We start from the raw sequence: 25,991 nt of genomic DNA on the forward strand, positions 1-25,991 counted from the left end.
GATCAGAACGCGCGCACCGCGGGCGGCATGCCGGGAAAGTCCGCCGACTCGCTCACAGGCGCCCATCTCTCGACGTCGTCGAGCGCACCACGGTAGACGCGGGTGAGGTTGCGAACCGCCTCGGCACCGAGGGGGAGCCGCAGCGGCGCGTCGGGAGTGTCAAGGATGTCGCGGATCACTCGGGCGGCGCGTGCCGGGTCGCCCTCCTGGATGCCGTCGGCCTCGATCATGTTCGCGCGCACGGCACCGATGACCTTGTCGTATATCGAACTCTGCCGCGCTGTTCTGAGCACATCGGCGGCGTTGAACGCAGTGCGGAAGCGACTGGGTTCAACGATGAGTACGCGGATGCCGAACGGTGCGACCTCGCCAGCGAGCGCCTCCGACCAGCCCTCGAGCGCGAACTTGCCGGCTGAATAGCTGCCGACGGCGGGAAACGACATCCGCCCGCCCTGGCTGCTCATCTGCACGATCGCACCCGAGCGACGCTCCCGCAGGTGGGGCAACAGGGCACGCACATAGGCGGCCGGACCGAACAGGTGCTGCTCGAGCATGGACCGCAGCGCGGCATCCGTGACCTCTTCGGCGGCGCCGACCTGTCCGGCGCCAGCATTGTTGACAAGCACGTCGACGCGCCCGAACGCCTCCAGCGCCCGTTGCACGACGGCGGCCGCTCCCGCCGTGTCGCGCACATCGTGCTCAATGGCGAGGAACCGATCCCCGTACCGTGCCGTGAGCCCGTCGAACCGGTCGACCCGTCGCGCGGTTCCGATCACCTGCTCACCAGCCGTGAGCGCCGCCTCGGCGAGTGCCAGGCCGAGTCCCGAACTCGCGCCTGTGATGATCCAAACCTTCGTCGTGGTCACGGCCTCGACGCTAAAGCTTCGAGCGCGCTTGAAGGCAAGCCGCGCTCAGATTCGGGCGGGGCGTTGAACCAGCCCGGATGCGTCACCGCCGCCGGACCGGCCGGGTCCGGCGGCGGTTGCGGCCCGGCTGCCGGTCACCGGACCCGTCCGGGCCGCCGATCGTGCTCCAGTGCGCCGGACGGCTCAGGCCCCGGGGCAGCCGGGTGGCGGCGTCCCCGCGCGCGGCGTCGAGCTGCGCCTGGACGACGAACAGCGCGTCGCGCAGGTCGGCGCCGGCGAGGTCGGCGCCCCGGGTGTCGGCACCGATGAGATCGGCCAGCCGCAGATCCGCACCGCGCAGATCCGCCCCGATCAGGTACGCCCCGCGCAGGGTGGCGCCGCGCAGATCCGCCCGGCGCAGCTTCGCCCCGATCAGTTCGGCGCCCCGGTGGTCCGCGGTCCGACCGGACACCGGAGCGCGGGCGAGCTCGCTGGCCCACGTCAGCAGCGCGTTGGCCCGCTCCCGGTGGGCGGGCACATCCGCGTCCAGCACCACCTCGGGGCGTTCCCCGGTCAGCGCCACCAGCTCGGCGATCAGGGTGTCCATCTCGGCGTACGCCGGAACCGCCGCGGCCAGCGCACGCGCCTCCATCAGATACCGGAGCAGCTCGTGCAGGGAACGCATGACCGCGAACACGTCGAACATCTGGGCGGCGGTCTCCGGGGCGGCCCGCCAGTCCCGACCACCGAAGGTGACCTGCGCCACCTGCTGCCCCGCGCCGAAGCAGTCGAACACCGTACAGCCGGGAAAGCCGCTCTCGCGGAGCCGGCTGTGGATGCCGCAGCGGAAGTCGGTGCCCAGATTGGGACACGGCCGGCCGGCCGGCTTGTCCAGCGCGAAGTCGGCGGACGCCGCGAACGCCGGTGCCACGCAACACAACCCGAAGCACCGCGCGCAGTCGGCGCGCAGCGGCTCCTGGCGGCCGATGACCACCGGCACGGGCTGGCGTTGCTCCGACATGGTCGACACACTCCTCGCGCGATGGACGACCGACAACGGTAGCCCGGCGGCCGGATCCGGTGCCGGTCGACCTACCGTTCTGGGCATGACGCCACCATCCGCACCCCCGCCGTTCGTCGTGGTGACCGGCGGGCCGGGCGCCGGCAAGAGCACCCTGCTGGAAGCGTTGGCCACCGCCGGCTGCGCCACCGTCGCCGAGGCTGGCCGGGCGATCATCCAGGACCAGACGTTGATCGGCGGGCGGGCGCTGCACACCGCCGACACGGTGCTCTACGCGGAGTTGATGCTCAGTTGGGAGATGCGTTCCCACCGCGAGGCTGCCGCCCTGCCCGGCCCGGTGTTCTTCGACCGGGGCGTGCCCGACCTGGTCGGGTACCACCTGCTGCTCGGGCGGGACGTACCGGAGCACGTGACGACGGCGGCCCGGCTGTTCCGATACCAGCCGGTGGTGTTCGTCGCGCCGCCCTGGCCCGACATCTACGCGCACGACGAGGAGCGGAAACAGGACTTCGCCGAGGCGGTGCGCACCCACGACGCCGTGGTGGAGGGCTACCGCCGGCACGGGTACGACCTGGTCGCCCTGCCGAAGGCGGACGTCGCGGCGCGGGTCGACTTCGTCCTCGATCGACTCGGCGGCTGACCGCGCGACACCTGTCCCGCCACGCCCCCGGGGGCAGCCGACACAGGTTCCCGGCCAGCCGCACGAAGCCACGGCAGCCGGCATGGCGGAAATATGCCGCGCGGCCGGTGCCCCGGGCCTGCCAGGATCGGTGCGTGACCCTGATGACCATCGGATCGTGGACCGTCACCCCCACGGCCGTCACCGAGCCTCGCAGCGCCGCGATCCTGCGCGACTACATCGCGGACATCGCCGGACGGTACTGGAACCGCGAGTTGGCACCCGACGAGATCGACGCCGTGCTGGTCGACCACCCGAGTGACGACCTGGCGCCGCCGACGGGGATCTTCCTGCTGGCCGACCCCACCGATCCGGGGCCCGAAGCCGACGGGACGCGCGCCGCCGACGGGACGCGCGCCGCCGACGTGGCCGGCGGTGGGGGTGAGGTGGGCGATCCGGCGGGTTGTGTCGGGATCCGCCTGCTCGGCGGAGGGGTCGCGGAGCTGAGCCGGCTCTACGTCCGACCCGCACACCGTGGCCGCGGCTGTGGCGTGGCGCTGCTCGACGCCGCCGAACGGACCGCCAGACGCTCCGGCGCCGACCGGATGCGTCTGGACACCCGCAGCGACCTCGTGGAGGCACGCGCGATGTACGCCCGACACGGCTACGTCGAGGGCCCACCGCACAACACCGACCCGTACGCCGACCACTGGTTCACCAAGCGGCTCGGCTGAGCCCGGTCCTCCTTTCTCACGGCGTGCCGCCGTCGGACCCGGCGTCCACGCCGGATCCGAATCCGGCGTCCAGGCCGGAGCCGCGGGCCTGCCGGGCGGCGGCGTAGCTCACCGCCCGCAGCCGGGCGACGGGGTCCGGCAGGAACAGCCCCGGCAGGGGATGCCGCACCGGGTCGAAGGTGACGGGTGGATCCCCGGCCGGCCGGGTCAGCTCGACCGTGCCGAACGGCCGCCAGCGGCTGCCCGGGGTGGCAGCGGCGAGCACGAAGCGGAGCTGGTCGCCGGCCGCGTTGGTGATCCGGTCCGGCAACGCGGCGAGCAGCACCGCTCCGCGACGGTCCCGGTACGGGAACAACGTGCTGTAGACAGCCCGGCCGGCCGCCACCCGGGGCAGCATCAGATGCCGGGCCACCGGGGCCAGTCCGGTGGTGGACAGCAGCAGATCGCAGGGCCGCCCCTCGGGGCCCGGGAAGCGCAGTGCCAGCCCGAGCACGTCCGGCAGCGGCCACGGCAGGCCCACCGCCCGGGACAGCCGGCCGATGCCCTCCTCCTCGCCACCCTCGGTGAGCCACGGCGTGGACCAGGGCCCGGCGACGCCGGCCCGGTGGAACCGGGCGGCGTACACCGAGCCGGGGGTGTGGATCGGCTTGTCGTGCCGTACCCGGCTCAGTCCGGCGAACAGGCCGCCGAGGGCGCTGGCCGCCGCGTCCAGCACACCGGTCCGGTCGCGCAGGACCGGGCTTGTCGTCGCCATGGCGGCTGCGGTACCCCATCCGTCGCACCCCAACCTTGTCGCGGTTGCGGCACCGGCACGGCCGCCCGGCAGTTCCAGGCCGCGGGCTGGGTCCGGCGCACCGCGTCGCGGGTCCGGCGACCGCGTCGCATCCGGCCCCCGTCGTGTTTCTGGCCGGGAGACCCCGGGTAGGCGACGGACATGGCGAATGACGAGGTTATTCTGCTCGGCGGCCCGCGGGACGGCAGTTCCGCCGCCGCCAGCGGGCAAGGACTGTTGGAGATCGAGATCGACGGGATGATCCACCGGTACATCCCCACCACGCAGGAGCGCGAACACGACGGCCGGCGGCTGCCGGTCTACAACTACGACGGCATGGTAGCCCCGGACGGCGGCCAGCCGGGGGTCGAGAACCCGGAGAACCGGGTGGCCTCGCCCCTCGCCGAGTCCGGAGAAGCGACCGGCTGACCTCCCGACACGTCACGAAACCCGGTCCGGTGACTCCGATCACGGACCGGGTTTCGCGACGTGTCGGGAGGCGGTGAAACCGGCGTGAAACCGCGGTGAGTCCGGCCCGACGCACGCTCTTCCTGGTCATGGCAGCACTGCCACAGTGTCAGGAAGGGAGCGGGTGTGACCACACGCCCATCGGCCATCGCGGTGACCGGGCTACGCAAGTCCTTCGGTGCCCACGTCGTCCTCGACGGCATCGACTTCACCGTCCCGACCGGGACGGTCTTCGCGCTGCTCGGTCCGAACGGTGCCGGCAAGACAACCACCGTCCAGATCCTGTCCACGCTGATCCGCGCGGACGGTGGAGAGGCCCGGGTCGCCGACCACGACGTGGCCCGGGAGCCGGACGCGGTCCGCGCCGCGATCGGCGTGACCGGGCAGTTCGCGGCAGTCGACGGCCTGCTCGCCTCGTCGAGCGCCCCGAGCCGGATGGTGGCCAGCGCCAGCCAGGCATGGTCGGCGTGCAGCCGGGTGAGCGGGTCGACGGCCTCGGTGAACCGGTCGAGCCGGGCCAGCGCCAGCGCGCGTTCCCGTACCAGCGCCTGGTGGATGGCCCTCCGGTCGGCCCGCAGCCTCGCCAGCGGGTCGTCGTGCCGACCGGCGTCCTCGGTCAGGCCGGCGCAGAGCGCGAGGCCGGCCTCGGCCTCGGCGAGCGCCTCCGGGTGGTCGCCGGCGCGGGCGTGCCGGGCGGCCTGCGCCGCGTGCCGGAGGACGGCGGCGGCGTCGACCTGGTCCTTCCGCAGGGTGAGCCGGTAGCCGGTGCGGGTGCTGGCGATGGCCTCGGCCCCGAGTTGGCCGCGGGCGCGGAAGACGAGGACCTGGAGGGCCTTGGTGGGGTGCTCGGGCTGCCGGTCCGGCCACAGTGCCTCGACCAGCCGGGCGGTGCCGTGCGCAGATCGGCGGCGAGCAGGGCCAGCAGCGCGTGCAGCCGCGGACCGGCGATCTCCTGGTCCCGGAACGCCACCCGACTCAGCAGGGTCAGCTCGGTGCCCACCCGACCAGCTCCCTTCCGCGTCGGCGTAGCGCCATCGGAGCGTACTGCGCGGCGGCGAACGGGCGGTCCGAGCTGCGCCGGGGTGTTTCCGGACACGGCCCGGGGGTATCGCCGCCGGCGACTTGACGACGGCGCGGGGACGAGCTAAATAAGAAGAGGAAGTTGAGCCGGGGAGGCTCAACTTAGCGGTCAACCTGAGCTTTGGAACGTAGAGAGCATCGAGGAGGCGCAGCGATGTTGATGCGTACCGACCCCTTCCGTGAGATGGACCGGCTCGCGGAGCAGTTCTTCGGCACCACCACCCGCCCGGCCGTCATGCACCTGGACGCCTACCGGGACGGTGACTGGTTCTACGCCGCGTTCGACCTGCCGGGCGTTGACCCGGAGTCGATCGACTGCACGGTCGAGCGCAACGTGTTGACGGTCAGGGCCGAGCGTCGCCGGCCGACCGGCGACAAGGTCGAGCTGGTGGCGGCGGAGCGGCCGATGGGGGTGTTCACCCGGCAGCTCTTCCTGGGCGACACGCTCGACACCGACAAGCTGGAGGCCGGTTACGAGAACGGCGTGCTGACCCTGCGGATCCCGGTCGCGGAGCGGGCCAAGCCGCGCCGGGTGAACATCTCCACCTCCGACAACGGCCGCCGCGAGATCCGCTCCTGACCCCCGCAAAGCGAGCTGTTGGCAACAGTGTCGGCGGCGTACCGAGCCCGGGACGCCGCCGACGCATTCCCGCAGTCCCCGGGCGCCAGATCAACTCCTGTGTTGGCGTGTCGATCACCGGGTAGCCGACGAGCGCACTCTCGCTGCCGTGCCGTGTTGGCCGCCCGTCACGGTCGCCGCCCGCCTGACGAAGTCGCTACGTCGGTGGCGGACGCATGGGACCGGCGTTGTCGCGGAGGAGCCATGCCGGCAGCGCCGGACCTACCGATGACGAATCGCGCCGCCACCCACATGACCGCGAAGTGCAGAGCGGCCGACAGCAGCGATCCCCTCAGCAGGATGATGAGATAGAACGGAAGAATCCAGCCGAACTCCGCTGGACGCTCGCCGAGTCGATGCCGCTGAATGAAGTAGTCGTCTCTGCGGCGAACCCACCAGCCGACGACGAGCATCCCGATGATCATGAGGGGCCAACCCCCGTTGATCAGGAGTTCCGAGATCAGCGGTGACGAGTCGTTGGTGTAGGGATATCCCATGTATTCGGCGATGACGACGCCCGTGGCATCCGGCTTCTCCGGCCAGACATGGCGCGGCACCCAGAACAGCGGGACACCGAGCAACTGCTGACCCCATGCGATTCCGTTGTCATTGATGAATGTCAACGAATTGATGGTCTGTGTCGCCGAGTTGAAATCTCCGGTGGTCAACGCGAACCACGGGTCGAACTGCCAGTTTGCGCCGCCTGGCCGCCGGAAGGCGTCGGCAACAGGAAACAGGAAGATCAGGCCGAATATGAAGGCGAGGGCCGAAATCCTGGCGCGCCATGCGGTGGCGTACGCCCCCATGGCCGCCGCCATGGACAGCAGGACCGTCCCCGTGTGGTAGCGAGGGCTGCTGATCGGGTTGATGGAGTAGACGACCGCGCAGCCGACCAGGATAAGCAGCAGGTAGCGCCGAGGTTCACCGCGGGCCGTCCGTTGTCGGTTTACCCGGAGCAGGCCGATGAAGGCGACGAGCAGCGGCAACGTACACGCGGCCAGCATCAGCGCGGCCATCCCCGTTTCGATATCCGGCCAGATCGCTGCCTTGACCTCGACCAGTTCCTGTCTACTCAACAACAATGACGCCGGTCCGACCCGGGCCAGGTAGTACAGGTTCGCCATGAGGGCGCCGACGGCCAGCAGATAGGCCCGCCCCTCGTTGATAGGACGGGCGGACATGGAGCGATCCGCGACCGGCAGGCCCGTCGCCAACCAGACCCCGACGAACGCGGCCGACGAACCGATAAGTGTCGCCCACATGGCGTCGTCGCTGAGGTTATGGTCGAACCACGGGGCCACCGCCGGGAACGTGGCGGTCTGGAACTGGATCAGCGCCGGGAGCCCCAGGAAGACGTAGACGAACGTCCAGAAGCTGAACTCCATGAGGCGCGGCTCGCCGGTCGCGACCAGCCGCCCCAGCCGAGCGCCGGCGAGCGCCATCACGCAGAAGGCCAGCGCGGCCGGCGTCCCACCCTCTCCGGTACGTAGGGCTGCCGGAAAGACCAGCCCTAGGAGCAGCGCGAGGAGCACGCTAACGCCTACCTGAAATGACGATGGTCCGCCGGGTCGCACGCGGGGGCCTCCTCGCCGTACTCAACGCACCGAGCGAAACACCGCAGCCGGCAGCTCGATCAGTCGCTGGCGGGTAGGCGGTCCTGGTCCTATGGCATAACCGGCTGGACGGCGCGTACGTAACGGCCAGCGAAGCGGGCTGGGGAGCGCACCGGCGCGTCGCCGTGGCCAACCGGCGCGGATCCTGAGAATCTTTCCGACATGTCCCTGTCACACGCCGGAGTGGCGGTCCGGTCCGCACCCTCGCCGCTCGCCACACCGACCGGTGCCCCGATGGACCTCACCGACGCGTGGTTGGCCAACCGGCGCCTGTCCGTTCATACCCGCACCGCCTACCGCGGCGATATCGCCGGCTGGCTCGCCTGGTGCGCCGGACGTGACATCGACCCGCTACGGGCGACGTTCCTGGACGTCAACGCCCACGCCCGCGACCTGGAAACCAGGCTGGCCGCGACAAGCGTGGCGCGCAAGCTGTCGGCTCTGTCCAGTTGGTACGGCTTCCTGGTGAAGCTGCGCGCGGTGGACGTCAATCCGGTGACCGGCGCCGACCGGCCCCGGGTCGACCGGGACCACTCGGCCACGGTGGGCCTCACCGCGCGGGAGGTGGACGACCTGCTGGCCACCGCGGCGGCCGCCACCGGTCCCGTCGCCACCCGCAACCGGGTGGTGGTGACCCTGCTGGCCGACCTCGGCCTGCGGGTGGGGGAGCTGGTCGCGCTGGACCTCACCGACCTCGGTCGGGAACGCGGTCACCGCAGTCTGCGGTTCGTCGGCAAGGGTGGCCGGGCCCGCCGCCGCGCCCTCACCCCCGCCGCGGCCGAGGTGATCGACGACTACCTGGCTGAACGGGCCGCCGCGCGGGGGATTCCGGTGGACGGGCTCACCGGTCCGCTGCTGGTCACCGTCAACGGTGGCCGGCTCGACCGGCACACGGTGTTCCGGCTGGTCCGCCGGCTGGCCCGGGACGCCGGGATCGCGGCCTGGGCGCGGCTGTCGCCGCACTCGCTCCGGCACGCGTTCGCCACCACGGCGCGCGCCGAGGGGGTGCCGTTGGAGGACGTGCAGGACGCCATGGGGCACGCTGATCCGCGTACCACCCGTCGCTACGACCGGGACCGGCACAACCTGGACCGCGATCCGGCGTACGCGATCTGGGCGGCCCGGGCCCGCCGCGGCTCCCGCTGATCGGGGCTCGTACAACGAATTCCGAGCTTGTCACAGCCTGGCCTTAGCCTCGGCGGACATGAGGCACGGTCTGGAACTCTGTTGCGGTGGTCCGGGCATCGAGGTGTCCACCCTGGTGGATTTGGGAATCCTCGCGGAACGCTCGGGTTGGGACGGGGTGTTCTTCGAGGACTACATCGTCTATCCGGGAGACGGTGACCCCCCGACGTTCGACGTGTGGCAGATGCTCGCCACGATCGCAGCGCGCACCGATCGGATCCGGTTGGGCACCACGGTCACCGCGTTGCCTCGCCGTCGACCCGCCACCCTGGCCCGGCAGGTTCTCACCCTCGACCACCTGTCTGGCGGCCGGACCACCGTCGGGGTCGGCCTGGGTGACTCCGGTGACCGGAGCCTGACGGGGTTCGGCGAGCAGACCGACGCCAAGCGACGGGCGGTGATGTTGGACGAGGGTCTCGACCTGCTCACCGGCCTGCTCGGTGGGGAGCCGGTCACCCATCGCGGCGAGCACTACACAGTGGACGCGGTGGCCTTGCGCCCGCCGCCGGTGCAGGTGCCCCGGGTGCCGGTCTGGGTGGGCGGCAGCGCCGAGGCGAAGGCGGTGCTGCGCCGGGCCGCCAGGTGCGATGGCATCGTGCCGTACAAGCTCACCTCCACCGACGACTGGTCCGACTTCACCCCGGACGAGGTGCGTGGCCTGGTGGACCGGACGCCGACGGTCGGGGCCGGGGGTCGGCCCTTCGACGTGGCGATCGGTGGCCGGCGACGCCGCTGCGACGAGCGGGCCGAGCGGGCCTACCTGGGGGAGATCGCCGAGGCGGGTGCCACCTGGTGGTTGGAGTGGGTGGCACCGGGCGACGCGGAGACGATGTCGGCCGCCGTGGCCCGCGGGCCGCTGCGCTGAGTCCCGGCAGGTGTCCGGGCACGTCCGCCGCGGTGGCGCGGGCTAGCTAGCCGAGCGAACGCATCCGTCGAGTCACGGCCTCGGTGACCTCCGCGCGCGCGTAGCCACGGAGTCGAACGGTGAACGTGGTCGTCTGGAGGGCGTGCCGGGCCGCTGCCCTGGCCACACCGCTGTCGCCGGCAAGCGCCTCGTCGGCCTGCGCCAGAAGCGCGTCGACCTGCTTCATGTCGTATCCGCGCAGGGCTACGGTGAACGACTCGGCCATGGCGACATGCTGGTCGGGTGTCGATGGGGCCCGCAGAACTCACCGCAGTCGGTCGGCGGATGAGCGGGCGTCGTCGTCGCGGCGTCCGGTCATGTGCCGTAGCCGCGTACGAACACCTGCACGCCGGCGGCGATCCATGCCTCGCGTTCGGACGCGGTGAGGTCCGATGTCGGCGGCCCGGGGGCCGCCGAGACGAGTTGCGCAAAGTGGACCGCGGCCTGTTCGGCGTCGGCTACCCGTAGCAGTCCCTCGTCAGCCCATCGGGCCAGGCGCTCGGCCAGGGCGGCGCGTACCCGACCTGGTCCGGCCCGCCACCAGGTGGCGACGATGTCGTGACCGAGGTGGGTCGCCTCGGCGTGGACCTGCCGGATCAGCGCCTGATGCGCACTGGACCGGGTCGTGTCGGACAGCCACGTCCTGGCGAAGTCGACAAGCGCGGGTCCGATCTCCTCGGCTCGGGTGACGCCGTCGAGGTGGTGGGCGATCAACGCGCTCTCCTCGGCGGCCACGCTGGCGGCCGAGTCGGCTATCACGGCGGCGAACAGGGCGGCCTTGTCGGCGAAGTGTTTGTAGATGGTGCGGGTCGAGACACCGGACTCGACCGCGATCGCGTCGACGCTCGCCCGCGCGTACCCGTCACGGGCGAACACTTCCAGGGCGCCGGCCGTGATCGCGGCGCGCTTCGCCGCTCTCAGCCTGCTCCCGCCATGCTGCTCGGGATCGCTTGAGCGGTGAATCACAGGACCTCCCACGTGACTGGTTGCGCGGCTCATCCTACTGCGTAAAGTGCTCGTTGTACTTTACACCAGGAAGGGATCCTCATGACCCGCATCGCGATCATCACCGCCAGCACCCGTAGCCACCGCCGAGGCAAGGCCGTGGCCGAGTGGGCGCTGGACATCGCCCGCAAGCACGGCTCGGACGGGGCGACCTTCGAGTCGCTCGACGTCGCCGCGTTCGACCTTCCGGCGCCCGACGTGCCGGCGCTCTACGGCCTCGCCTTCACCCACCCGCACACCAGGCGATGGGCCGAGGCCATCGCGTCCTTCGACGGCTACGTGTTCGTCACGCCCGAGTACAACCACGGAGTGCCCGGCCCGTTGAAGAACGCGATCGACCACCTCTTCTACGAATGGAACGACAAGGCGGTCGGATTCGTCAGCTACGGCGTCAACGGCGGGGTGCGTGCTGTCGAGCAGCTTCGACAGATCGGCGCGGAGATCAAGCTCGCCGACGTGCGCACCCAGGTCGCCCTCAACACCTTCACCGACTTCGACTACACCGGCCTCGACCCGGCCGACCCGACCACCACCGGCGTCTTCGCACCCGCCGAGCGACACGCGGACGACCTCGGCGAACTCGTGGCGGAACTGATCGCGTGGAGCGGTGCCCTGGCCTCCGTGCGAAACCAGGCGGACAACCGCTGACAACCGCGCGACGGCAGGAGGCCGACCCCATGGGCACGCCACCCAAGCATCCCGGCACATCGGAGACCCACTTCATCGCGTCAAGGTCAGGACCACCGTCAGCCAGCGGCACGCTGCTGGTGGTCCTAGCCGGCTTCCTCGCACTGCCGATGTCCATGTCGGGAGCCGCCGTGGCGATCCCGGACATCGCCGCCGACCTGAACACCGGGGGTGCCGCCGCGCAGTGGGTCGTGACCAGTTACTTCCTGACCGCCTCGGCGCTCATGCTGGTCGCCGGCTCGCTCGCCGACGCGCTCGGACGGCGGCGGATCTACCGCCTGGGCGCTGGCGCCTATGCGGCCGGCAGCCTCACGGCAGCCGTGGCGCCCATGATCGGGGGACTGCTCGCGGCGCGGGTACTCACCGGCATCGGCGCGGCCGCGGTGATGGCGTCAGGGGGAGCGATCCTCGCCGCGACGTTCACCGGGCGGGCACGCACCCGCGCGTTCGCCGCGATGGGCGCCACCGCCGGGCTGGGCCTGGCCCTCGGCCCCGCCGCCTCGGGGTGGATGGTCGGCGCCCTGGGATGGCGACTGGGCTTCGGCGTGTTCGCGCTGGTCGGTCTCGCCCTGCTCGTCGGGACCGGCACCATGAGCGAGACCCGGGACACCGACCAGTCACGCATCGCCTGGGCCGGTGCGACCGTGCTGGCGACCAGCCTGACCCTGCTGCGTCACCGCCGGTTCACGGGCTGGCTGCTGGCCGCCAGCACGATGGCCTTCGGCTACGGCGGCGTGCTGGCCTTCCTGCCCAGCTACCTGCAGTCGCCGGCCGGATACAGCGCCGCCACCACGGGCCTGATCATGCTGCCGCCCACCGTACCCATGGTGCTCCTGCCGACCCTCGCCGCCCGTCTGGTCAACCGCGGTGACAGTCCGGCGATCGTCATCACCAGCGCCCTGGTGGTGCAGGCCGCGGGCAACGCCTGGCTCAGCCGCCTGCACGCCGACATCGACATCGCGAGCCTGGCCGGGCCGCTGCTGACGATCGGCGCCGGTGCCGGGCTCGCGGCCGGCATCATCGACGCCCAGGCCATGAACCAGGTCAACGCCGGCCGCGCGGGCATGGCCGCCGGCATGCTCAACACCGTCCGCAGCACAGCCAACGCCCTCGTCCTCGCACTCTTCGGCGCCGCTGTCACCGCGCTGCTGAGCACCCGGTTGGGCTCGTCCGAGGTTGCCGGGCGCGTCGCCACCGGCAACATTCCCACCACCGACGCCGAGTTCCTGGGCGAGCACCTGACCGACGCCTGGCGCCTCACGCTGCTCGGCCTGGCTCTCCTCTGCGCGACGGCAGCACTGGTCACGGGCCGTCTCGTACGCAACGGCGCGGACGCGCCGGGGGCCGCGCGGGCCCGAAGGTCAACCGACGGGCCTTGACCTCAAGTCCCGTTGAGGGAGCACAGTCGAACCGTGACCACTCAGGACGACACGATCCTTCTCTTCCGCAACACCATGCGGATCACCGACGGCCACCTGGACCGCTTCCGCGACGCCATCACGCAGGCGGTCGACTTCACCCACGAGCACGGGTCGCAGCTGATGGTGCAGACCTTCGTGGACACCGAACACATGCTCGCGCACAGCTTCCAGCTCTACCAGGACTCCGACGCCGTCCGCGCCCACTGGAAGCTCGCCGATCCCTACATTCAGGAGGTCATGAGGCACTGCGCGGTGGTGCGGTTCGAGGTGTTCGGCGAGCCGGACGCCGACGTCGCCGACGGCGTACGCGCCGCACTCGGCGACCAGACCTCGATCACGTTCTCGCCCCGCGTCGCCGGCTTTCTCCGCCTCTCCGCCGCTCCACCAGCCTAGTCGATCATGAGGTTGCCCGGCACTTTGATCTCCGACTCGCTCGGTAACCTCCTGATCGACGCTCAGCGGGATCGACGCTTAGCGGGGGTGGGGCAGGAGGGTGTCGGCGTGGGAGTGGGCGGCTACGGCGATGTCCTCGTTGCGTAGCCAGCGGCGACCCCACAGCGGGGCCGCCACCTCGGCCACCTCGTCGCCCCAGGCAGCCTGCTCGACCAGCAGGGCCGCGGTCAACGCGTACGCCATCCGCAGCGCCAGCCCGCGCGCCCCGGCCAGCACCGCCGGCCCCGTCGGGTCGGCCGCCACCTCGGCCAGGTCGGCGCGCAACCGGGAGGCGGCGGAGGCGAGCGTGTCCGCCAGGCCCGGGTGCAGCTTGCGGGCCGTGTCGGCGGCCGCGTCGAGGCGGCGCAGCAACGCGGGCGCGGCGTCGTCGCGGACCACCGCCCGCAACGCGTCGAGGGCCAGCACGTTCGTGGTGCCCTCCCAGATCGGCAACACCTGGGCGTCGCGTAGCAACCGGGGCACCCCGGTGTCCTCGACGTAGCCGGCCCCGCCGAAGCTTTCCACGTACTCGCTGGCGCTGGACACGGCGAGCCGGCCGGTGGCCAACTTGGCCAGCGGCGCGACGATCCGCAGTTCGTCGGCGGCGGCCGGGTCGGAGCCCACCTCGATCCGGCCGAGCAGCGCGAACGCGTGCCCGGCCAGCAGGAACGCTCCGGCGGCGTCGACGGCCAGGGTGGCCAGGGTGGCGCGGTGCAGCGGGGAGTCGGCCAGCCGGCCGCCGGCGACCTGCCGGGTGGCCGCGTAGGCGACGGCCCGGTCCAGGCCGCGTCGCATGCCGCCGGCGGCGGCCGCGGCGTTGTGCAGCCGGGTCACCACCACCAGCGTCATCGCCCGGGCCAGTCCGGCCCGGTTGGGGTCACCCAGCGGGACCGCGTACGCGTCCCGCAGCCCGATCTCGGCGGTGGGCAGGGCCCGGGTGCCGAGCTTGTCCTTGAGCCGGTGCACCCGGACGCCGGGTGCCGGGGCGCCCGGGTCGAGGTCGGCCTGGGCGAGTGGTGAGTCGGCGGCGTACCGGGGCACCAGGAACGGCACCAGCACCCGGCTGCCGGGGCCGGCGCCCTCGGGCCGGGCCAGCGCCACCGCCATCGCCGCGTCGGCGGCCGAGCAGAACCACTTGTCCCCGGTCAGCCGCCACGACCCGTCGGGCGCCCGGCTCGCCGTGGTGCCGGAGCGGGCCAGGTCGGAGCCGCCCTGCGCCTCGGTCATCCACTGCCCGCTGGTGACCGCGACAGCCGGGTCGGTGGCGGTGAGCCGGGGCAGCCAGGCGTCCCGGACGTCGCCGTCCACCTCGGGCAGGTTGAGCAGCGCCGCGGCGCCGTCGGCCATCGCCACCGGGCAGGAGAAGGTCGCCGACTCCGGCCCGTACAGGTGCAGCAGCGCGTGCTGCACGATCCGGGCCGCGGCGCCCCAGGTGCCGCGGGCGTCCGGCAGGTACGGCAGGGCCACCACCGCGTGCCGGGCGGCGGCGGCACGCTGGGCCTGCCAGCCGGCGGACGTGTCGATCCGGTCGATGCGGGCTCCCCACGGGTCGTACCGCACCAGTGTCGGCGGGTGTTCCTCCGCGTCGGCGTGCGCCGCCCGCAGCGGCCCGGCGACCTCGGCGGCCAGTGCCGTCAACCGGGGTTGCGCGGCGGCCAGACCGTCGGTGCCGAGGTGCCGGTCCAGCCAGGTGTGCAGCAGCCGGTCGGTGGCGTACGGGTCGGTGGCGATGGGTGCGGGTTGCACGAAGCGGGGCATGTCGGCTCCTGCGCCATCGGGGGACGATGCGCCGACGGTAGCCGGTCGGGCCGGCCCGCGGTCAGTCCTGCGGGTCCAGGCCCAATGCCGCCCGGACCAGGGCGAGGGCCTGCCGCGGGTCGACGCCGAGGTCCCGGCTGTCCGTGGCGTACCGGGCGGCCAGTTGCTGGGCCTCCCGTGACACGCCGGCCGCGCGGGCGGTGACGAAGGTGCCGTGCCGGCCGCGGGTCTCCACCAGCCCGGCGTGCTCGAGTTCCCGGTAGGCCTTGGCGACCGTGTTGGCGGCCACCCCGAGCCGGGTGGCCAGGTCGCGCACCGTGGGCAGCCGGGTGCCGGCCGGCAGCGAGCCGTCCGCGGCGCGCGTGGCGACCCCCGCCCGGATCTGCTCGTACGGCGGAACGGTGGACCGTGGGTCGATGTCGATGCTCAGGATGCGGCGAATCTACCAAGCGGCGTTCCGCTGCGGTCGCGCCCGGCCGTTATCTACGGTGAGGGGCATGGCCTCCGAGGGCGCCGCCGCGTACCCGGCCCGGCGGCGGTCGGTGTGGCGGGTCGCCCTCGTGGCGACCGGCCTGATCCTGCTGGTCTGCTGCATCGGTGCCGCCGGGCTCGGCGTGTGGAATCTGCAGGCGCTGCGGGGCACCGAGGAGCCGGTCCGGGCGGCGGCTGACGCGTTCCTGCACGACGTGTCCGCCGGCAATGCCGGCCACGCCTACGACGAGTTGTGCCCGGCCAGCCGGCAACGGTGGACCCGGGACGAGTTCGTCCGCCGCACCGGCGGGCTGGACGCGGTGCTCCGGTACACGATCGGCACGGTGTCGGTGGCCACGAAGGACGGCCGGCCGCACGGCACGGTGACCGTCGACGTGGTGCGCCGTACCGGCGCGGTGGAGCGCCGCACGCTGGACGTCGTCCAGGACGGCCGCACCTGGCGGGTGTGCGGCGACACCCCGATCTGAGCCGGGCAGCGACGCGGGCCGGCCGGTTCGGGCCGGCCCCGGCGGTCACGGGTCACTCCGGCCCGGTTGTCGGGCGTCAGGTCATCGGCCCCAGGTCACCGGTGCGGTGGTGGCGCCGGCACAGCACCTGGTAGCGCACCTGCGCGTCGTCCACCGTGTCCCCGATGACCACCTGTTCACCCTCGCGGGCCACCGCGCCACCGACCACCCGGGCGTTGAGCAGCCCTTCCCGGCCGCACCAGCACAGCACCTCGACCTGGATGCGGGTCACCTCGTCGGCCAGTTCGAACAATCGTCGCGCGGCCGGGAACATCTCCGCCCGGAAGTCGGTGGCCAGGCCGAACGCGAACACGTCCACGTCGAAGGAGTCGACCAGTTCGGCCATCTGCTCGACGTGCCGCACGGTGTAGAAGCAGGCCTCGTCGCAGATCAGGTAGTCGACCCGGACGCCCTCGGCCCACCGGCCGCGAACCAGTGCCACCAGGTCCAGGTCGTCGGTGACCTCGATGGCGTCGTGGGCGAGTCCGATCCGGGTGGTGACCCGTGGCCCCAGGGACCGGTCGATGCGGGTCAGCACCAGCCCGCGCCGGCCCTGCCGGGCGTGGTTGTAGTTCATCTGCAGTGCCATCGTCGACTTGCCGCAGTCCATCGGACCCCAGAAGTACTTCAGCACCGCGGCGTGCAGCGGTCGCCCGTCGCGCCGCTGCGGCGTGCAGCCCGCGTGGTCCGGTCCCGCGGACGCGGGATGGGCCAGGCAGGTGGGGGAGAGGGCGGAGTCGTCGGTCACGGTCGGGCAGCCTAGCCGCCGGCGGGTCGCCTCACAGCACCCTGGGTGGCGTGTTGCCGGCGGCCAGCACGGCCCGCCGCATCGGCACGGCCAGCAGCAGCAGGAACCCGACCACGAAGAACACCAGCAGCGACACCAGCCCGACCCGGTAGCTGTTGGTGAGCTGGAACACCAGCCCGAACGCGAGCGGCCCGAGCCAGCTGGTGCCCTTGTCGCTGATCTCGTAGAAGCCGTAGTACTCGCCCTCCCGGCCGCGCGGGATGAGCTGGCTGAACAGGGATCGGCTCAGCGCCTGGCTGCCGCCGAGCACCAGCCCGATGGCGGCTCCCAGCACCATGAACGGCACCGGTGCCTCGGCCGGCAGCCGGAATGCGGCGACGATCACACCGGTCCACAGCACCAGGCTCAGCAGCACCGTCTTCCAGGCACCGATGCGGCCGGCCAACGCGCCGAGCAGCAGGGCCCCGCCGAACGCCAGGAACTGCACCAGCAGGATCGTCACGATCAGGGTGCCCTGCTCCAGCCGCAGTTCCTCGGTGCCGTACTGGCTGGCCAGGGTGATGACGGTCTGGATGCCGTCGTTGTAGACCAGGAACGCGAGCAGGAAGTACAACGTCAGCGGGTACGCCTTGATCTCCCGTAGCGTGCGGCCGAGTTGCCGGAACCCGTCGGTGAGCACGTTGCCGTGGGCGCGCAGTGCCTCGGTCGTCGGGTGCTCCCGCAGCCAGCGCAGCGGCACCAGCGTGAACGCCGCCCACCACACCCCGGCCGACACGATCGACCAGCGGGCCAGGTCCAGGGTGCGCTGCGGGTTGCCGTCCTCGGTGAGCATGCTGACGGCCACCAGGTTCAGCGCCAGCAGCAGCCCACCGCCCAGGTAACCGATGGCCCAGCCGCGACTGGAGATGGCGTCCCGCTCGTCGGGCCCGCCGAGCTGCGGCAGGAACGAGTTGTACACCACGATCGCGGCACCGAACGAGATGTTGGCGACCACGAACAACGCCCCGCCCAGCAGGTACCGGTCGCCGGTGACGAACGCCATCGCGATGGTCGCCCCGGCGCCGGTGAACGCGGCGCCGGCCAGCAGCCGCTTCTTGTGCAGCGACCGGTCGGCCACCGCACCCATCACCGGCAGCACGAACACGGTGAGGAACACCGAGAGCGAGATCAGGTACGGGTAGAAGGAGCCGGCGGCGACCTTGATGCCCAGCGGGTAGACGTACCCGTCGCAGCGGTCGGCCCCCAGTTCGCAACCGGCCGCCAGTTCGGTGACGGAGGTGAGGAACGGCCCGAGGAACACGGTGATGACCGTGGTCTGGAAGGCCGAGTTGGCCCAGTCGTAGACGTACCACCCTCTGCGTTCCCGGCGGGTGGCCGGTGGTGGACCGGCCGGTCCGGCGGGGCCGACCGGCTCGCCCGGTCCGGTGGCCGGGTCGGCGGCACTGGAGGCCATGGTGGTCCCTTTCCGGGTCGGCGGGCCCCGGCCGCCCGCCTCTGGCGGTGTCAGCCGGGCGGGTCGGTCGGCCAGTGGCCACGGGTGCGGTACGTCTCGCGAAGCAGGTCGACGCGATCGGTCATGATGCCATCCACACCGAGGTCGAGTAACCCCGTCATGGCGGCCGGATCGTCGATCGTCCAGACGTGCACCTGCAGGCCGAGCCGGTGGGCGTGGTCCACGAACCGGCGGTCCACCACCCGCAGTGGTCCGTGCCGCACCGGCACCTGCGCGGCCACCACCGACGGCGGCAGGGTGATCCGCGTGCCGGTGCGGGAGGCCAGCCACAGCCGGGCGACCCCGCGCATGCCCAGCGAGGTGGCGACCTTCGGGCCGGCGAGGGACCGCAGCCGGGTCAGCCGCGCGTCGCTGAACGAGGCGAGCAGCACCCGGTCGCCGGCTCCGACGCGTTCCACCACCGCCACCGTCGGGTCGACACCGCCGCCGGCCTTGACGTCGATGTTGAACCGCACCTCCGGCCACGCACCGAGCACCTCGTCGAGCCGGGGGACCGCGGCCGCCCCGGCGACCCGCACGCTGGCCAGGTCGGCCCAGCGCAGTGCGGCGACGCGACCCGGCTCACCGGTGAGCCGTTCCAGCGTCGGGTCGTGGAAGATCACCGGCACGCCGTCCGCGGTGGCGTGCACGTCGGTCTCGACGTACCGGTAGCCCAGGGCGATGGCCCGCGCGAACGCCTCGGCGGTGTTCTCGTCGCCGTCGGCGGCGCCGCCGCGGTGGGCGAAGGCCAGCGGGGCGGGCGCGTCGAGGTACGGGAAACGTGCGGTCACCTCCGAAGTATGCCGGGTCGCAGGTGACCGATGGGTAACCGCAATGGTTGCGACGCGTATCGGTGCGGCGTCCCTCGGTGACGGCCCGGGTCGGTCTATCCTGCCGGCTCAGGACCCGGCGTGCCTGGTCACAGTGGCGGCCCCGGGGTTGGTCGGCTTTGCGGGAGGGACTGTGCCGTACGCACCGTCGGTCACCGGGGCACGCGCCCGCCGGTCCGCCGTCTGGGCTCCGGCGGTGACCCGATGACCGGGCAACCGAGCGCCCGCGCCACACCGGCCGCGTACCCCCGGGAACCGGTGCGGTGCGTGGCGGCGTCGGCGGCGGACGCGGCGGCGCTGCTGGCGGTGGTGGAGCGGGCCGGTTACCGGCCCCGTCGAGGTTTCCCGGTGGCACCGGGCGGGATCGGCGGCGCACCGGACGGACCGGCGGACCCGGCGGTGATGCTGGTGGGCCCGGTGCCGGACGCGCGCACCGCCGAGGCGGTGCTGAGCGCCGCGGCGCGCGGCACGTCGGTGCTGGCGGTGGTGGATCCGGCGGCGCCCGTCGGCCGGGCGGTGCTGGCCGGTCTGGGTCGGCTCGGTCCGGTCCGGCTGGCCCCGGTCGCGGCTCGCACGCTGCGGGTCCCCGGCCAGCCGGCCGGCCCTCGGCTGGTACCCGAGCAGCGGGCTCTGGTGGAACGCCTGGTACCCGAGCAGCGGGCCCTGCTGGACCGGCTGGCCAATGGCGAGACGATCGCCGCCGCGGCGGCGGCGGAGTTCCTGTCGTTACGTACCGCGAACCGGCGCATCGCCGGAGTGCGGCACCTGTTCGGGGTGCGCACCACCCGCGAGGCGGTCCGGTTCTACCTGCGGCAGCGTGGATCCGGGTAGGTCGTCCGCCAGGCTTGGTCGCGACGCCGCGGACGGGTTGTCGACGCGGCGGGCCAGATAGACCACGTCCGGTTCGCCGCGCGCGACCTCCACCCGGTACGTCGTCACCGGGCCGATCGCGGCGCGCAGCCGCTCGACGTAGTCCGGTGCCGTCGCGGCGCTCCACACCGTCAACACGCCGCCGTCGGTCAGCCGGTCGCGGAGCAGGGTGGCCCCGGTCTCGTCGTACAGGGCGGCGTTGCCGGCGAAGACGGTCCAGTCCGGACCGTTGTCGGTGTCCAGGCAGATGGCCTCGAAGGTCTCGTCGGTGGTGCGCAGCCACCGGACGAGGTCCGCGGTGACGACCCGGACCCGCGGATCGGCCAGGGCGTTGCCGCTTACCGACGCGAGGTGGGTGCGGTGCCAGGTCACGAGCGTCGGCTCGATCTCCACGACCACGATCTCGGCGGGCGTCGCGGAGCGGACCGCCTCGGCCAGCGAGAACCCCACGCCGAGCCCGCCGATCAGCAGCCGTGCCCCCGGCGGTACGGCGCCGAGGGCGGCACGCACCAGCAGGCGTTCGGACTCACCGGCCCGGGTGTCCATGAGGAACACCCCGTTGCTGATGATCTCGTGGTGGTCGCCGTGCCGGCGCAGTACCAGCTCGCCCCGCTCGGTGACCACCCGCTCGACGGTGACGGCCGCGCTCATGGGGAGTCACGGTACGGCACGGCCGCCGGTCCGCCGGTGCGCGGCTCAGCCGGTGCGGCGTCGGGGCCGGGACCGGCTGGTCGAGACCGGGCGGCTGGGGTCGACGTGCCTGGGCAGGTCGGGTTCGTCGGGGCGCAGTCCCGCCAGGGTCTCGGTGAGCGCGTCGATGATGCGTTCGGTGGCTCGCACCGCCGCGCCGGGCGCGGCGGGGTCGATGTCGGCCAGGTCGACCGGCTCGCCGAACCGCACCCGCACCACCGGCCGGCGGCGCAGCGCCCGGGCCAGCGAGCGCAGAGCCCCCTTCGGCGCGTCGTACGGCAGCAGTTCGTGCGAACCCCACTGGGCCACCGGCACCACCGTTACGCCGGTGGCCAGGGCGAGCCGGGCGGTGCCGGTGCGGCCCCGTTCCGGCCACAGCCCGGGGTCGAGGGTGATGCGGCCCTCCGGATAGACGAGCACCACCGAGCCGGCGCCGAGGGCGGCTGAGGCCCGGTCGAGGGCCTGGGCGACGGTGGTGGTGCGGCGGTCGACGCGCAGGTGGCCGCTGGCCCGCATCAGGGAACCGACCACCGGTGCCCGGAACAATCCGCCGGTGGCCATGATGCGGGGGGCGACGCGGCGGACCCGGCAGGCGGCGGTGAGCACCGCGGGGTCGGCCGGGCTGAGGTGGTTGGCGGCCAGGATCAGTGGGCCGTCGCGCAGCCCGGCCGGCACGTCTCCGGTGACCCGCAGCCGGGCGAACGGGGCGAGCAGGACGCGGGCGAACGTCTGGAGGCCACGCCACAGCGGGGGAGGTCGCCACCGGTCAGCGGAAGAGGTGTCCATCAGCCGGTGATCGTCGCACGTCGCGCGCGCGGATCGGTGTACGCGTTCACGCCCCGGCCTCGTCATCGGCTGGCGGCGTCGTCGAGGATGCCCCGCAGCCGTGCCCGGCACTCGGCGACGAAGGCCGGATACGTGTGCCAGTAGTAGGAGATGCCGCTGACACCGACCGCGACGGCCCAGGCCCGCGCCCGGGTCCAGGTCGCCTCGTCGAGCCTGGTGACGCTCCAGTACCCGTGCCGTGCCTGCGGCGGCAGGTCCCATACCGCGGCGTGCTCGGCGTCGGGGAAGCCGACGGACAGGCCCCCGAAGTCGATGACGGCCTCGAGAGTGCCGTCCCTGACGAGCAGGTTGGTCGGCTTCAGGTCACTATGGAGCCAGGCGTGTGGCGCCGACGGGTCGGGCAGCGCGATCCCGGCCCGCCAGAAGCGGTGCAGGGACTCGATGTCGAGTTCCGTCGCGACGGTGCGGCGGCAGTCGGCGAAGCACCGGCTGATCCACCCGTCGCAGTCGCGCAGGCTGCCCCCGCGGTACCCGCTCAGGTCGCCCGCGCGGGTGGCTCCCATCAGGTCGACGTCGTGCAGCGCGCGGACGAAGGCCGCCAGGTCTGCCCCGAAGGTCGTCCAGTCCTGCACGGTGCCCGGACCGGCCTCGTCGCCGTCGATCCACCGGTAGATCGACCAGGGGAGGGGGAACGCGGCGGCGGGGGTTCCGGCGTGTACGGGTGCCGGGATCTGATGCGTCAGCAGTGGCGCCAGCCGGGGTAGCCACCGTTGTTCCTTGCGCAGGGACCGCGCCTTCTCGGCGGTCCTGGGAAGCCGGACAAGAAGCTGATCACCGAGCCGGTACATGGTGTTGTCGGTGCCCGCGCCGGCCGGCGACAACGGCAGACCGGCCCATTGGGGGCACTGCGCCTCCACTAATGCCCTGATGGTCGCCGGATCGACCGCGACCTCGTCCTCGTGCAGCATCACGCGGAGATCCTTGCGCCCGAGGGGTCCGAGGGGCCAGTCATTTCGGCCCGGCCCCCTACCCGGTGGTGCGTGGCTCCAGGACCACGACGGCGGTCTCGGACGGCCGCAGCGCCGCGAAGGCATCGAGGTTCGCGTCGATCTCGCGCCAGCGGGCCCACAGCCGGGACCGCTCGTCGCCCGTTGCGGCGCGTGCGCGCACGAGCCGGCGTCCGTCGACCAGGTCGACCGCGGCGTCCGGATGCGCCCGCAGGTTGAGCCACCAGGCGGGCTCGCCCGCTCCCCAGCCGTTCATGGCGAGCGTGAACAGGTTCGGCCCGTCCTCCAGGTACGCGATGATGACGCCGCGCTGCTGGCCGCTGCGGCTTCCCGTCGTGGACAGCCGCAGGGTGCCCCAGCGGCCGGGGCGGGGCCGCCAGAGCCCCACCCGGCCCCGGAACACCCGGTACAGGCCCCGGTGCACCCGCCAGGCCAGCCGGATGAACCAGCGCGGCGGAAGCTTCGGTTTCCCTGCCCGATCCTTGACCGACATGACGACCTCCAAATGCCGACACCGGCGATGGTAGGAGCCGGACGCCAGCGGCGGCCCGGTCAACCGCCCGGATGGTGAACCGCCTGAGCGGGCCGCCGCCGGGCACCCCGACCGATCAGCCGGCGTATCGCCGCCGCGCGTGGTCGGGTTACCAGCCACCGCTGGGCCAACGGACCGCTGCGGGGCCGACGGACCGCCGCGGGGCCAACGGACCACCGCTGGGCCGACGGACCACCGGGACCGGCGCGGCCGAGACCACCGAGTGATCAAGGTCATTGGTCCCGGGTCGATCCGGGTCTCCCGGCCCTGTCAAATCCTCTACGACGGGCAGTAGTATTTACTACGTCTCGTAGTATGAGTGCCTGGGGGGTTCCTGGTGGACGCGTTGGACGTCGCCCGCTGGCAGTTCGGTGTCACCACCGTCTACCACTTCCTGTTCGTCCCGCTGACCATCGGCCTGTCCGTGCTGGTCGCCATCCTGCAGACCCGCTGGCACCGCACCGGCGACGAGCGGTACCTCAAGCTCACCAAGTTCTACGGCCGGCTCTTCCTCATCAACTTCGCGATGGGAGTGGTCACCGGCATCGTGCAGGAGTTCCAGTTCGGCATGAACTGGTCGGACTACTCCCGCTTCGTCGGCGACGTCTTCGGCGCGCCCCTGGCCATGGAGGCGCTGCTGGCGTTCTTCCTCGAATCCACATTCATCGGACTGTGGATCTTCGGCTGGGACCGGCTGCCCAAGCGCCTGCACCTGGCCAGCATCTGGGCCGCCGCGATCGGCACCAACCTCAGCGCGTACTTCATCCTCGCCGCGAACTCGTGGATGCAGAACCCGGTCGGTTACCGGATCAACCCCGACACCGGCCGCGCCGAACTCACCGACATCGTCGCCGTCCTCACCAACAAGGTCGCCCTGATAACCTTCCCGCACACCCTCGCCGGCGCGTTCCTGGTCGCCGGGTCACTGCTGGTCGCCGTGGCCATGTGGCACCTCGTCCGCGGCCGCCGCGCCGCCACCGGCGGTGCCGACGCGAACGCCGCCGGCGCCGACACCCCGGCCTACCGGTTTGCCGCCCGCTTCGGCGCCTGGGTCACCCTCGTCTCGGCCGCCGTCGTCGTCATCACCGGCGACATCCAAGGCAAGATCATGACCGAGGTGCAGCCGATGAAGATGGCCGCCGCCGAGGGCCTCTACACCACCGAAAGCCCCGCCGCCTTCTCCGTGCTCACCGTCGGCAGCCTCGACGGCAGCCGCGAGGTGTTCGCCCTGAAGATCCCGTACCTGTTGTCGTTCCTCGGCACCGGCGACCCGAACGGCACCGTGCAGGGCATCAACGACCTCCAGGCCCAGTACGCCGCCCAGTACGGCGCCGGCAGCTACACCCCGATCATCCCGGTCACCTACTGGAGCTTCCGCTTCATGATCGGCTTCGGGTTGGCGGCCGCCGCGATCGCCCTGCTCGTCCTGTGGACCCTGCGCAAGGACCGCACCCCCACCAGCCGCTGGCTGCTACGCGCCGGCCTGGTCATGCCGCTGCTGCCTCTCGCGGCCAACGCGTTCGGCTGGATCTTCACCGAGATGGGCCGGCAACCGTGGATCGTCTTCGGCGAGATGCTCACCCGCGACGGTGTCTCCCGCAGCGTCTCGCTGACCGAGGTGCTCACCTCGTTCACCGCGTTCACCCTCATCTACGCCACCCTCGCCGTCGTCGAGGTCCGCCTGCTGATCCGCTACGCCAAGGCCGGCGTCCCCGACGTCACCCCGGACCCGGTCCCCGACGACACCGACAGCGACGCCGACCGGCCGCTCGCCTTCGCCTACTGACGGCACCGACCGAACCCGAAGCCACCCACCCCGAGCGACCATCGGAGTCCGACGTGGACCTGCCCACCATCTGGTTCCTGCTCATCGCCGTGCTGTTCACCGGCTACTTCATCCTGGAGGGCTTCGACTTCGGCGTCGGCATCCTGCTGCCGGTACTCGGCCGCGACGACCGGGAACGCCGCGTCCTGATCAACACGATCGGCCCGGTCTGGGACGGCAACGAGGTGTGGCTGATCACCGCCGGGGGCGCCATGTTCGCCGCCTTCCCCGAGTGGTACGCCACCCTGTTCTCCGGCTTCTACCTGCCGCTGCTGCTCATCCTGCTGGCGCTGATCGGCCGCGGCGTCGCCTTCGAGTACCGCCACAAGCGGACCGACGCCACCTGGAAACGCCGCTGGGATACCGTCATCTTCATCGGGTCGCTGCTGCCGGCGTTCCTGTGGGGCGTCGCGTTCGCCAACATCACCCGTGGCGTGCCGTTGGCCGCCGACCACGAGTACACCGGCGGCCTGCTCGATCTGCTCCACCCGTACGCGCTGCTGGGCGGTGCGGTGTTCCTGGCCGTCTTCGTCACCCACGGCGCCGTGTTCCTGGCCCTCAAGACCACCGGCGACGTGCGGCACCGCGCCGGTGCCCTCGCCGTGCGCACCGGCACCGGCACCGGCGTGCTCGCCGTCGCGTTCCTGGCCTGGACGCTGCGGCTACGCGGCGACACCACCGCCACCGTGCTCGCCGCCGCCGCGACCCTCGCCCTGCTCGCCGGCCTGGCCGCCGCCCGGGTACGCCGGGAGGGCTGGGCCTTCGCCGGCACCGCCACCGCCATCGGGCTGACCGTGGCCACCCTGTTCGCCGCGCTGTTCCCCCTGGTGCTGCCCTCCACCGGCGACCCGGCGGGTGCGCTGACCATCGCGAACGCGTCCTCCACCCCGTACACCTTGAAGATCATGACCTGGGTGGCGGTGGTGGCCACCCCGGTCGTGCTGGCCTACCAGGGCTGGACCTACTGGGTGTTCCGCAAGCGCATCGGGGTGGCGCACATCCCCGACCACTGAGCGGACCGGGACCGGCCGCACGGTCGGCCGGTCCGAC

29 protein-coding genes are annotated in these 25,991 nt (G+C 72.3%); 14 read left to right on the plus strand and 15 right to left on the minus strand.

The window, feature by feature from the left end; translation table 11 throughout:
* Window positions 1-2: 2 nt before the first annotated feature.
* Together ACFQUZ_RS09605 and ACFQUZ_RS09610 are read right to left on the minus strand one after the other, a co-directional pair.
* Window positions 3-866 carry an SDR family NAD(P)-dependent oxidoreductase gene (locus ACFQUZ_RS09605; RefSeq protein ID WP_377440330.1) on the minus strand — a complete coding sequence of 288 codons (864 nt, stop codon included), beginning with the start codon at window positions 864-866 and terminating at the stop codon, window positions 3-5.
* Between the two features lie 82 nt (window positions 867-948).
* A complete protein-coding gene (locus tag ACFQUZ_RS09610; protein WP_377440332.1) occupies window positions 949-1,866 on the minus strand; it encodes a pentapeptide repeat-containing protein in 918 nt (305 codons plus the stop codon).
* Window positions 1,867-1,951: 85 nt separating this feature from the next.
* On the opposite strand from ACFQUZ_RS09610, the gene ACFQUZ_RS09615 reads away from it, so the two are divergent.
* Window positions 1,952-2,506 (plus strand): AAA family ATPase, encoded by a 555-nt coding sequence (locus ACFQUZ_RS09615; RefSeq protein ID WP_377440335.1) that lies wholly within the window; start codon window positions 1,952-1,954, stop codon window positions 2,504-2,506.
* Window positions 2,507-2,649: 143 nt separating this feature from the next.
* Window positions 2,650-3,219: a GNAT family N-acetyltransferase gene (locus ACFQUZ_RS09620; RefSeq protein ID WP_377440704.1), complete on the plus strand. Its 570-nt coding sequence runs from the start codon at window positions 2,650-2,652 to the stop codon at window positions 3,217-3,219.
* 16 nt (window positions 3,220-3,235) lie between these two features.
* Here the strand turns inward: ACFQUZ_RS09620 and ACFQUZ_RS09625 are convergent, their stop codons facing one another.
* Complete coding sequence (locus ACFQUZ_RS09625; protein WP_377440337.1) at window positions 3,236-3,973, minus strand: hypothetical protein; 738 nt, start codon at window positions 3,971-3,973, stop codon at window positions 3,236-3,238.
* A 180-nt stretch (window positions 3,974-4,153) separates the two neighbouring features.
* Here ACFQUZ_RS09625 and ACFQUZ_RS09630 point away from each other — a divergent pair, with 180 nt between their 5' ends.
* The 3 genes from ACFQUZ_RS09630 (at window position 4,154) to ACFQUZ_RS09640 (ending at window position 6,119) form a co-directional block, all read left to right on the plus strand.
* A complete protein-coding gene (locus ACFQUZ_RS09630) occupies window positions 4,154-4,420 on the plus strand; it encodes a hypothetical protein (RefSeq protein ID WP_377440339.1) in 267 nt (88 codons plus the stop codon).
* Window positions 4,421-4,585: 165 nt separating this feature from the next.
* Window positions 4,586-5,221 carry an ATP-binding cassette domain-containing protein gene (locus ACFQUZ_RS09635; protein WP_377440342.1) on the plus strand — a complete coding sequence of 212 codons (636 nt, stop codon included), beginning with the start codon at window positions 4,586-4,588 and terminating at the stop codon, window positions 5,219-5,221.
* Window positions 5,222-5,693: 472 nt separating this feature from the next.
* Entirely contained in the window at window positions 5,694-6,119 is a 426-nt protein-coding gene (locus ACFQUZ_RS09640; RefSeq protein ID WP_377440344.1) for an Hsp20/alpha crystallin family protein, read from the plus strand.
* 167 nt (window positions 6,120-6,286) lie between these two features.
* On the opposite strand, the gene ACFQUZ_RS09645 is transcribed toward ACFQUZ_RS09640, so the two are convergent.
* Window positions 6,287-7,690 (minus strand): hypothetical protein, encoded by a 1,404-nt coding sequence (locus ACFQUZ_RS09645; RefSeq protein WP_377440346.1) that lies wholly within the window; start codon window positions 7,688-7,690, stop codon window positions 6,287-6,289.
* A 243-nt stretch (window positions 7,691-7,933) separates the two neighbouring features.
* Between ACFQUZ_RS09645 and ACFQUZ_RS09650 the strand changes: the two genes are divergently transcribed.
* Together ACFQUZ_RS09650 and ACFQUZ_RS09655 are read left to right on the plus strand one after the other, a co-directional pair.
* Entirely contained in the window at window positions 7,934-8,917 is a 984-nt protein-coding gene (locus tag ACFQUZ_RS09650) for a tyrosine-type recombinase/integrase (protein ID WP_377440349.1), read from the plus strand.
* A gap of 58 nt (window positions 8,918-8,975) precedes the next feature.
* Window positions 8,976-9,821, plus strand: a complete 846-nt coding sequence (locus tag ACFQUZ_RS09655) for an LLM class flavin-dependent oxidoreductase (RefSeq protein ID WP_377440351.1) — start codon at window positions 8,976-8,978, stop codon at window positions 9,819-9,821.
* Window positions 9,822-9,867: 46 nt separating this feature from the next.
* Here the strand turns inward: ACFQUZ_RS09655 and ACFQUZ_RS09660 are convergent, their stop codons facing one another.
* Window positions 9,868-10,086 carry a DivIVA domain-containing protein gene (locus tag ACFQUZ_RS09660; protein WP_377440354.1) on the minus strand — a complete coding sequence of 73 codons (219 nt, stop codon included), beginning with the start codon at window positions 10,084-10,086 and terminating at the stop codon, window positions 9,868-9,870.
* 89 nt (window positions 10,087-10,175) lie between these two features.
* Complete coding sequence (locus ACFQUZ_RS09665) at window positions 10,176-10,826, minus strand: TetR/AcrR family transcriptional regulator (RefSeq protein WP_377440356.1); 651 nt, start codon at window positions 10,824-10,826, stop codon at window positions 10,176-10,178.
* Between the two features lie 81 nt (window positions 10,827-10,907).
* Here ACFQUZ_RS09665 and ACFQUZ_RS09670 point away from each other — a divergent pair, with 81 nt between their 5' ends.
* The 3 genes from ACFQUZ_RS09670 to ACFQUZ_RS09680 are packed head-to-tail and all read left to right on the plus strand — an operon-like array spanning window position 10,908 to window position 13,366.
* Window positions 10,908-11,513 (plus strand): NADPH-dependent FMN reductase, encoded by a 606-nt coding sequence (locus tag ACFQUZ_RS09670; protein ID WP_377440359.1) that lies wholly within the window; start codon window positions 10,908-10,910, stop codon window positions 11,511-11,513.
* 29 nt (window positions 11,514-11,542) lie between these two features.
* Entirely contained in the window at window positions 11,543-12,931 is a 1,389-nt protein-coding gene (locus ACFQUZ_RS09675) for an MFS transporter (protein WP_377440361.1), read from the plus strand.
* Between the two features lie 33 nt (window positions 12,932-12,964).
* Window positions 12,965-13,366: a hypothetical protein gene (locus ACFQUZ_RS09680; RefSeq protein WP_377440364.1), complete on the plus strand. Its 402-nt coding sequence runs from the start codon at window positions 12,965-12,967 to the stop codon at window positions 13,364-13,366.
* A gap of 78 nt (window positions 13,367-13,444) precedes the next feature.
* On the opposite strand, the gene ACFQUZ_RS09685 is transcribed toward ACFQUZ_RS09680, so the two are convergent.
* The gene (locus ACFQUZ_RS09685; protein ID WP_377440367.1) at window positions 13,445-15,163 is read right to left on the minus strand and encodes an acyl-CoA dehydrogenase family protein; all 1,719 of its coding nucleotides are present in this window, start codon (window positions 15,161-15,163) and stop codon (window positions 13,445-13,447) included.
* A 61-nt stretch (window positions 15,164-15,224) separates the two neighbouring features.
* Complete coding sequence (locus tag ACFQUZ_RS09690) at window positions 15,225-15,605, minus strand: GntR family transcriptional regulator (RefSeq protein ID WP_377440706.1); 381 nt, start codon at window positions 15,603-15,605, stop codon at window positions 15,225-15,227.
* A 55-nt stretch (window positions 15,606-15,660) separates the two neighbouring features.
* On the opposite strand from ACFQUZ_RS09690, the gene ACFQUZ_RS09695 reads away from it, so the two are divergent.
* Window positions 15,661-16,122 (plus strand): hypothetical protein, encoded by a 462-nt coding sequence (locus tag ACFQUZ_RS09695; protein ID WP_377440369.1) that lies wholly within the window; start codon window positions 15,661-15,663, stop codon window positions 16,120-16,122.
* Window positions 16,123-16,198: 76 nt separating this feature from the next.
* On the opposite strand, the gene ACFQUZ_RS09700 is transcribed toward ACFQUZ_RS09695, so the two are convergent.
* The 3 genes from ACFQUZ_RS09700 to ACFQUZ_RS09710 are packed head-to-tail and all read right to left on the minus strand — an operon-like array spanning window position 16,199 to window position 19,192.
* Window positions 16,199-16,909 (minus strand): thymidine kinase, encoded by a 711-nt coding sequence (locus ACFQUZ_RS09700; protein ID WP_377440371.1) that lies wholly within the window; start codon window positions 16,907-16,909, stop codon window positions 16,199-16,201.
* A gap of 31 nt (window positions 16,910-16,940) precedes the next feature.
* Window positions 16,941-18,362, minus strand: a complete 1,422-nt coding sequence (locus ACFQUZ_RS09705; RefSeq protein ID WP_377440373.1) for an MFS transporter — start codon at window positions 18,360-18,362, stop codon at window positions 16,941-16,943.
* 50 nt (window positions 18,363-18,412) lie between these two features.
* Window positions 18,413-19,192, minus strand: a complete 780-nt coding sequence (locus ACFQUZ_RS09710; RefSeq protein WP_377440376.1) for a glycerophosphodiester phosphodiesterase — start codon at window positions 19,190-19,192, stop codon at window positions 18,413-18,415.
* 243 nt (window positions 19,193-19,435) lie between these two features.
* On the opposite strand from ACFQUZ_RS09710, the gene ACFQUZ_RS09715 reads away from it, so the two are divergent.
* A complete protein-coding gene (locus tag ACFQUZ_RS09715) occupies window positions 19,436-20,062 on the plus strand; it encodes a LuxR family transcriptional regulator (RefSeq protein WP_377440378.1) in 627 nt (208 codons plus the stop codon).
* Here ACFQUZ_RS09715 and ACFQUZ_RS09720 read toward each other — a convergent pair.
* From ACFQUZ_RS09720 to ACFQUZ_RS09735, 4 genes are all read right to left on the minus strand, one after another.
* Window positions 19,958-20,752, minus strand: coding sequence for a spermidine synthase (locus ACFQUZ_RS09720; protein ID WP_377440380.1), 795 nt, complete (start codon window positions 20,750-20,752; stop codon window positions 19,958-19,960). The two genes, ACFQUZ_RS09715 and ACFQUZ_RS09720, sit on opposite strands and share 105 nt — an antisense overlap.
* Window positions 20,753-20,797: 45 nt before the next feature.
* A complete protein-coding gene (locus ACFQUZ_RS09725) occupies window positions 20,798-21,577 on the minus strand; it encodes a lysophospholipid acyltransferase family protein (protein ID WP_377440382.1) in 780 nt (259 codons plus the stop codon).
* 62 nt (window positions 21,578-21,639) lie between these two features.
* Window positions 21,640-22,545 carry an aminoglycoside phosphotransferase family protein gene (locus ACFQUZ_RS09730; protein WP_377440707.1) on the minus strand — a complete coding sequence of 302 codons (906 nt, stop codon included), beginning with the start codon at window positions 22,543-22,545 and terminating at the stop codon, window positions 21,640-21,642.
* A 58-nt stretch (window positions 22,546-22,603) separates the two neighbouring features.
* Window positions 22,604-23,077: a nitroreductase/quinone reductase family protein gene (locus tag ACFQUZ_RS09735; protein WP_377440385.1), complete on the minus strand. Its 474-nt coding sequence runs from the start codon at window positions 23,075-23,077 to the stop codon at window positions 22,604-22,606.
* A 376-nt stretch (window positions 23,078-23,453) separates the two neighbouring features.
* Here ACFQUZ_RS09735 and ACFQUZ_RS09740 point away from each other — a divergent pair, with 376 nt between their 5' ends.
* Both ACFQUZ_RS09740 and cydB read left to right on the plus strand, forming a co-directional pair.
* Window positions 23,454-24,902: a cytochrome ubiquinol oxidase subunit I gene (locus ACFQUZ_RS09740; RefSeq protein ID WP_377440708.1), complete on the plus strand. Its 1,449-nt coding sequence runs from the start codon at window positions 23,454-23,456 to the stop codon at window positions 24,900-24,902.
* 53 nt (window positions 24,903-24,955) lie between these two features.
* Window positions 24,956-25,954 (plus strand): cytochrome d ubiquinol oxidase subunit II, encoded by a 999-nt coding sequence (gene cydB / locus ACFQUZ_RS09745; protein WP_377440388.1) that lies wholly within the window; start codon window positions 24,956-24,958, stop codon window positions 25,952-25,954.
* The last annotated feature ends 37 nt before the right edge of the window (window positions 25,955-25,991 follow it).

It is taken from the genome of Plantactinospora sp. GCM10030261 (assembly GCF_042666615.1).
In the GTDB taxonomy this organism is placed as follows: Bacteria; Actinomycetota; Actinomycetes; order Mycobacteriales; family Micromonosporaceae; genus KBS50.

Coding starts and splice junctions, on each gene's coding strand:
- ACFQUZ_RS09730 (WP_377440707.1), bottom strand. CDS start 22,545: ATGCTGCACGAGGACGAGGTCGCGGTCGATCCGGCGACCATCAGGGCA.
- ACFQUZ_RS09720 (WP_377440380.1), bottom strand. CDS start 20,752: ATGAGCGCGGCCGTCACCGTCGAGCGGGTGGTCACCGAGCGGGGCGAG.
- ACFQUZ_RS09610 (WP_377440332.1), bottom strand. CDS start 1,866: ATGTCGGAGCAACGCCAGCCCGTGCCGGTGGTCATCGGCCGCCAGGAG.
- ACFQUZ_RS09650 (WP_377440349.1), top strand. CDS start 7,934: ATGTCCCTGTCACACGCCGGAGTGGCGGTCCGGTCCGCACCCTCGCCG.
- ACFQUZ_RS09715 (WP_377440378.1), top strand. CDS start 19,436: ATGACCGGGCAACCGAGCGCCCGCGCCACACCGGCCGCGTACCCCCGG.
- ACFQUZ_RS09630 (WP_377440339.1), top strand. CDS start 4,154: ATGGCGAATGACGAGGTTATTCTGCTCGGCGGCCCGCGGGACGGCAGT.
- ACFQUZ_RS09735 (WP_377440385.1), bottom strand. CDS start 23,077: ATGTCGGTCAAGGATCGGGCAGGGAAACCGAAGCTTCCGCCGCGCTGG.
- ACFQUZ_RS09615 (WP_377440335.1), top strand. CDS start 1,952: ATGACGCCACCATCCGCACCCCCGCCGTTCGTCGTGGTGACCGGCGGG.
- ACFQUZ_RS09685 (WP_377440367.1), bottom strand. CDS start 15,163: ATGCCCCGCTTCGTGCAACCCGCACCCATCGCCACCGACCCGTACGCC.
- ACFQUZ_RS09670 (WP_377440359.1), top strand. CDS start 10,908: ATGACCCGCATCGCGATCATCACCGCCAGCACCCGTAGCCACCGCCGA.
- ACFQUZ_RS09675 (WP_377440361.1), top strand. CDS start 11,543: ATGGGCACGCCACCCAAGCATCCCGGCACATCGGAGACCCACTTCATC.
- ACFQUZ_RS09620 (WP_377440704.1), top strand. CDS start 2,650: ATGACCATCGGATCGTGGACCGTCACCCCCACGGCCGTCACCGAGCCT.
- ACFQUZ_RS09640 (WP_377440344.1), top strand. CDS start 5,694: ATGTTGATGCGTACCGACCCCTTCCGTGAGATGGACCGGCTCGCGGAG.
- ACFQUZ_RS09725 (WP_377440382.1), bottom strand. CDS start 21,577: ATGGACACCTCTTCCGCTGACCGGTGGCGACCTCCCCCGCTGTGGCGT.
- ACFQUZ_RS09660 (WP_377440354.1), bottom strand. CDS start 10,086: ATGGCCGAGTCGTTCACCGTAGCCCTGCGCGGATACGACATGAAGCAG.
- ACFQUZ_RS09655 (WP_377440351.1), top strand. CDS start 8,976: ATGAGGCACGGTCTGGAACTCTGTTGCGGTGGTCCGGGCATCGAGGTG.
- ACFQUZ_RS09705 (WP_377440373.1), bottom strand. CDS start 18,362: ATGGCCTCCAGTGCCGCCGACCCGGCCACCGGACCGGGCGAGCCGGTC.
- ACFQUZ_RS09695 (WP_377440369.1), top strand. CDS start 15,661: ATGGCCTCCGAGGGCGCCGCCGCGTACCCGGCCCGGCGGCGGTCGGTG.
- ACFQUZ_RS09625 (WP_377440337.1), bottom strand. CDS start 3,973: ATGGCGACGACAAGCCCGGTCCTGCGCGACCGGACCGGTGTGCTGGAC.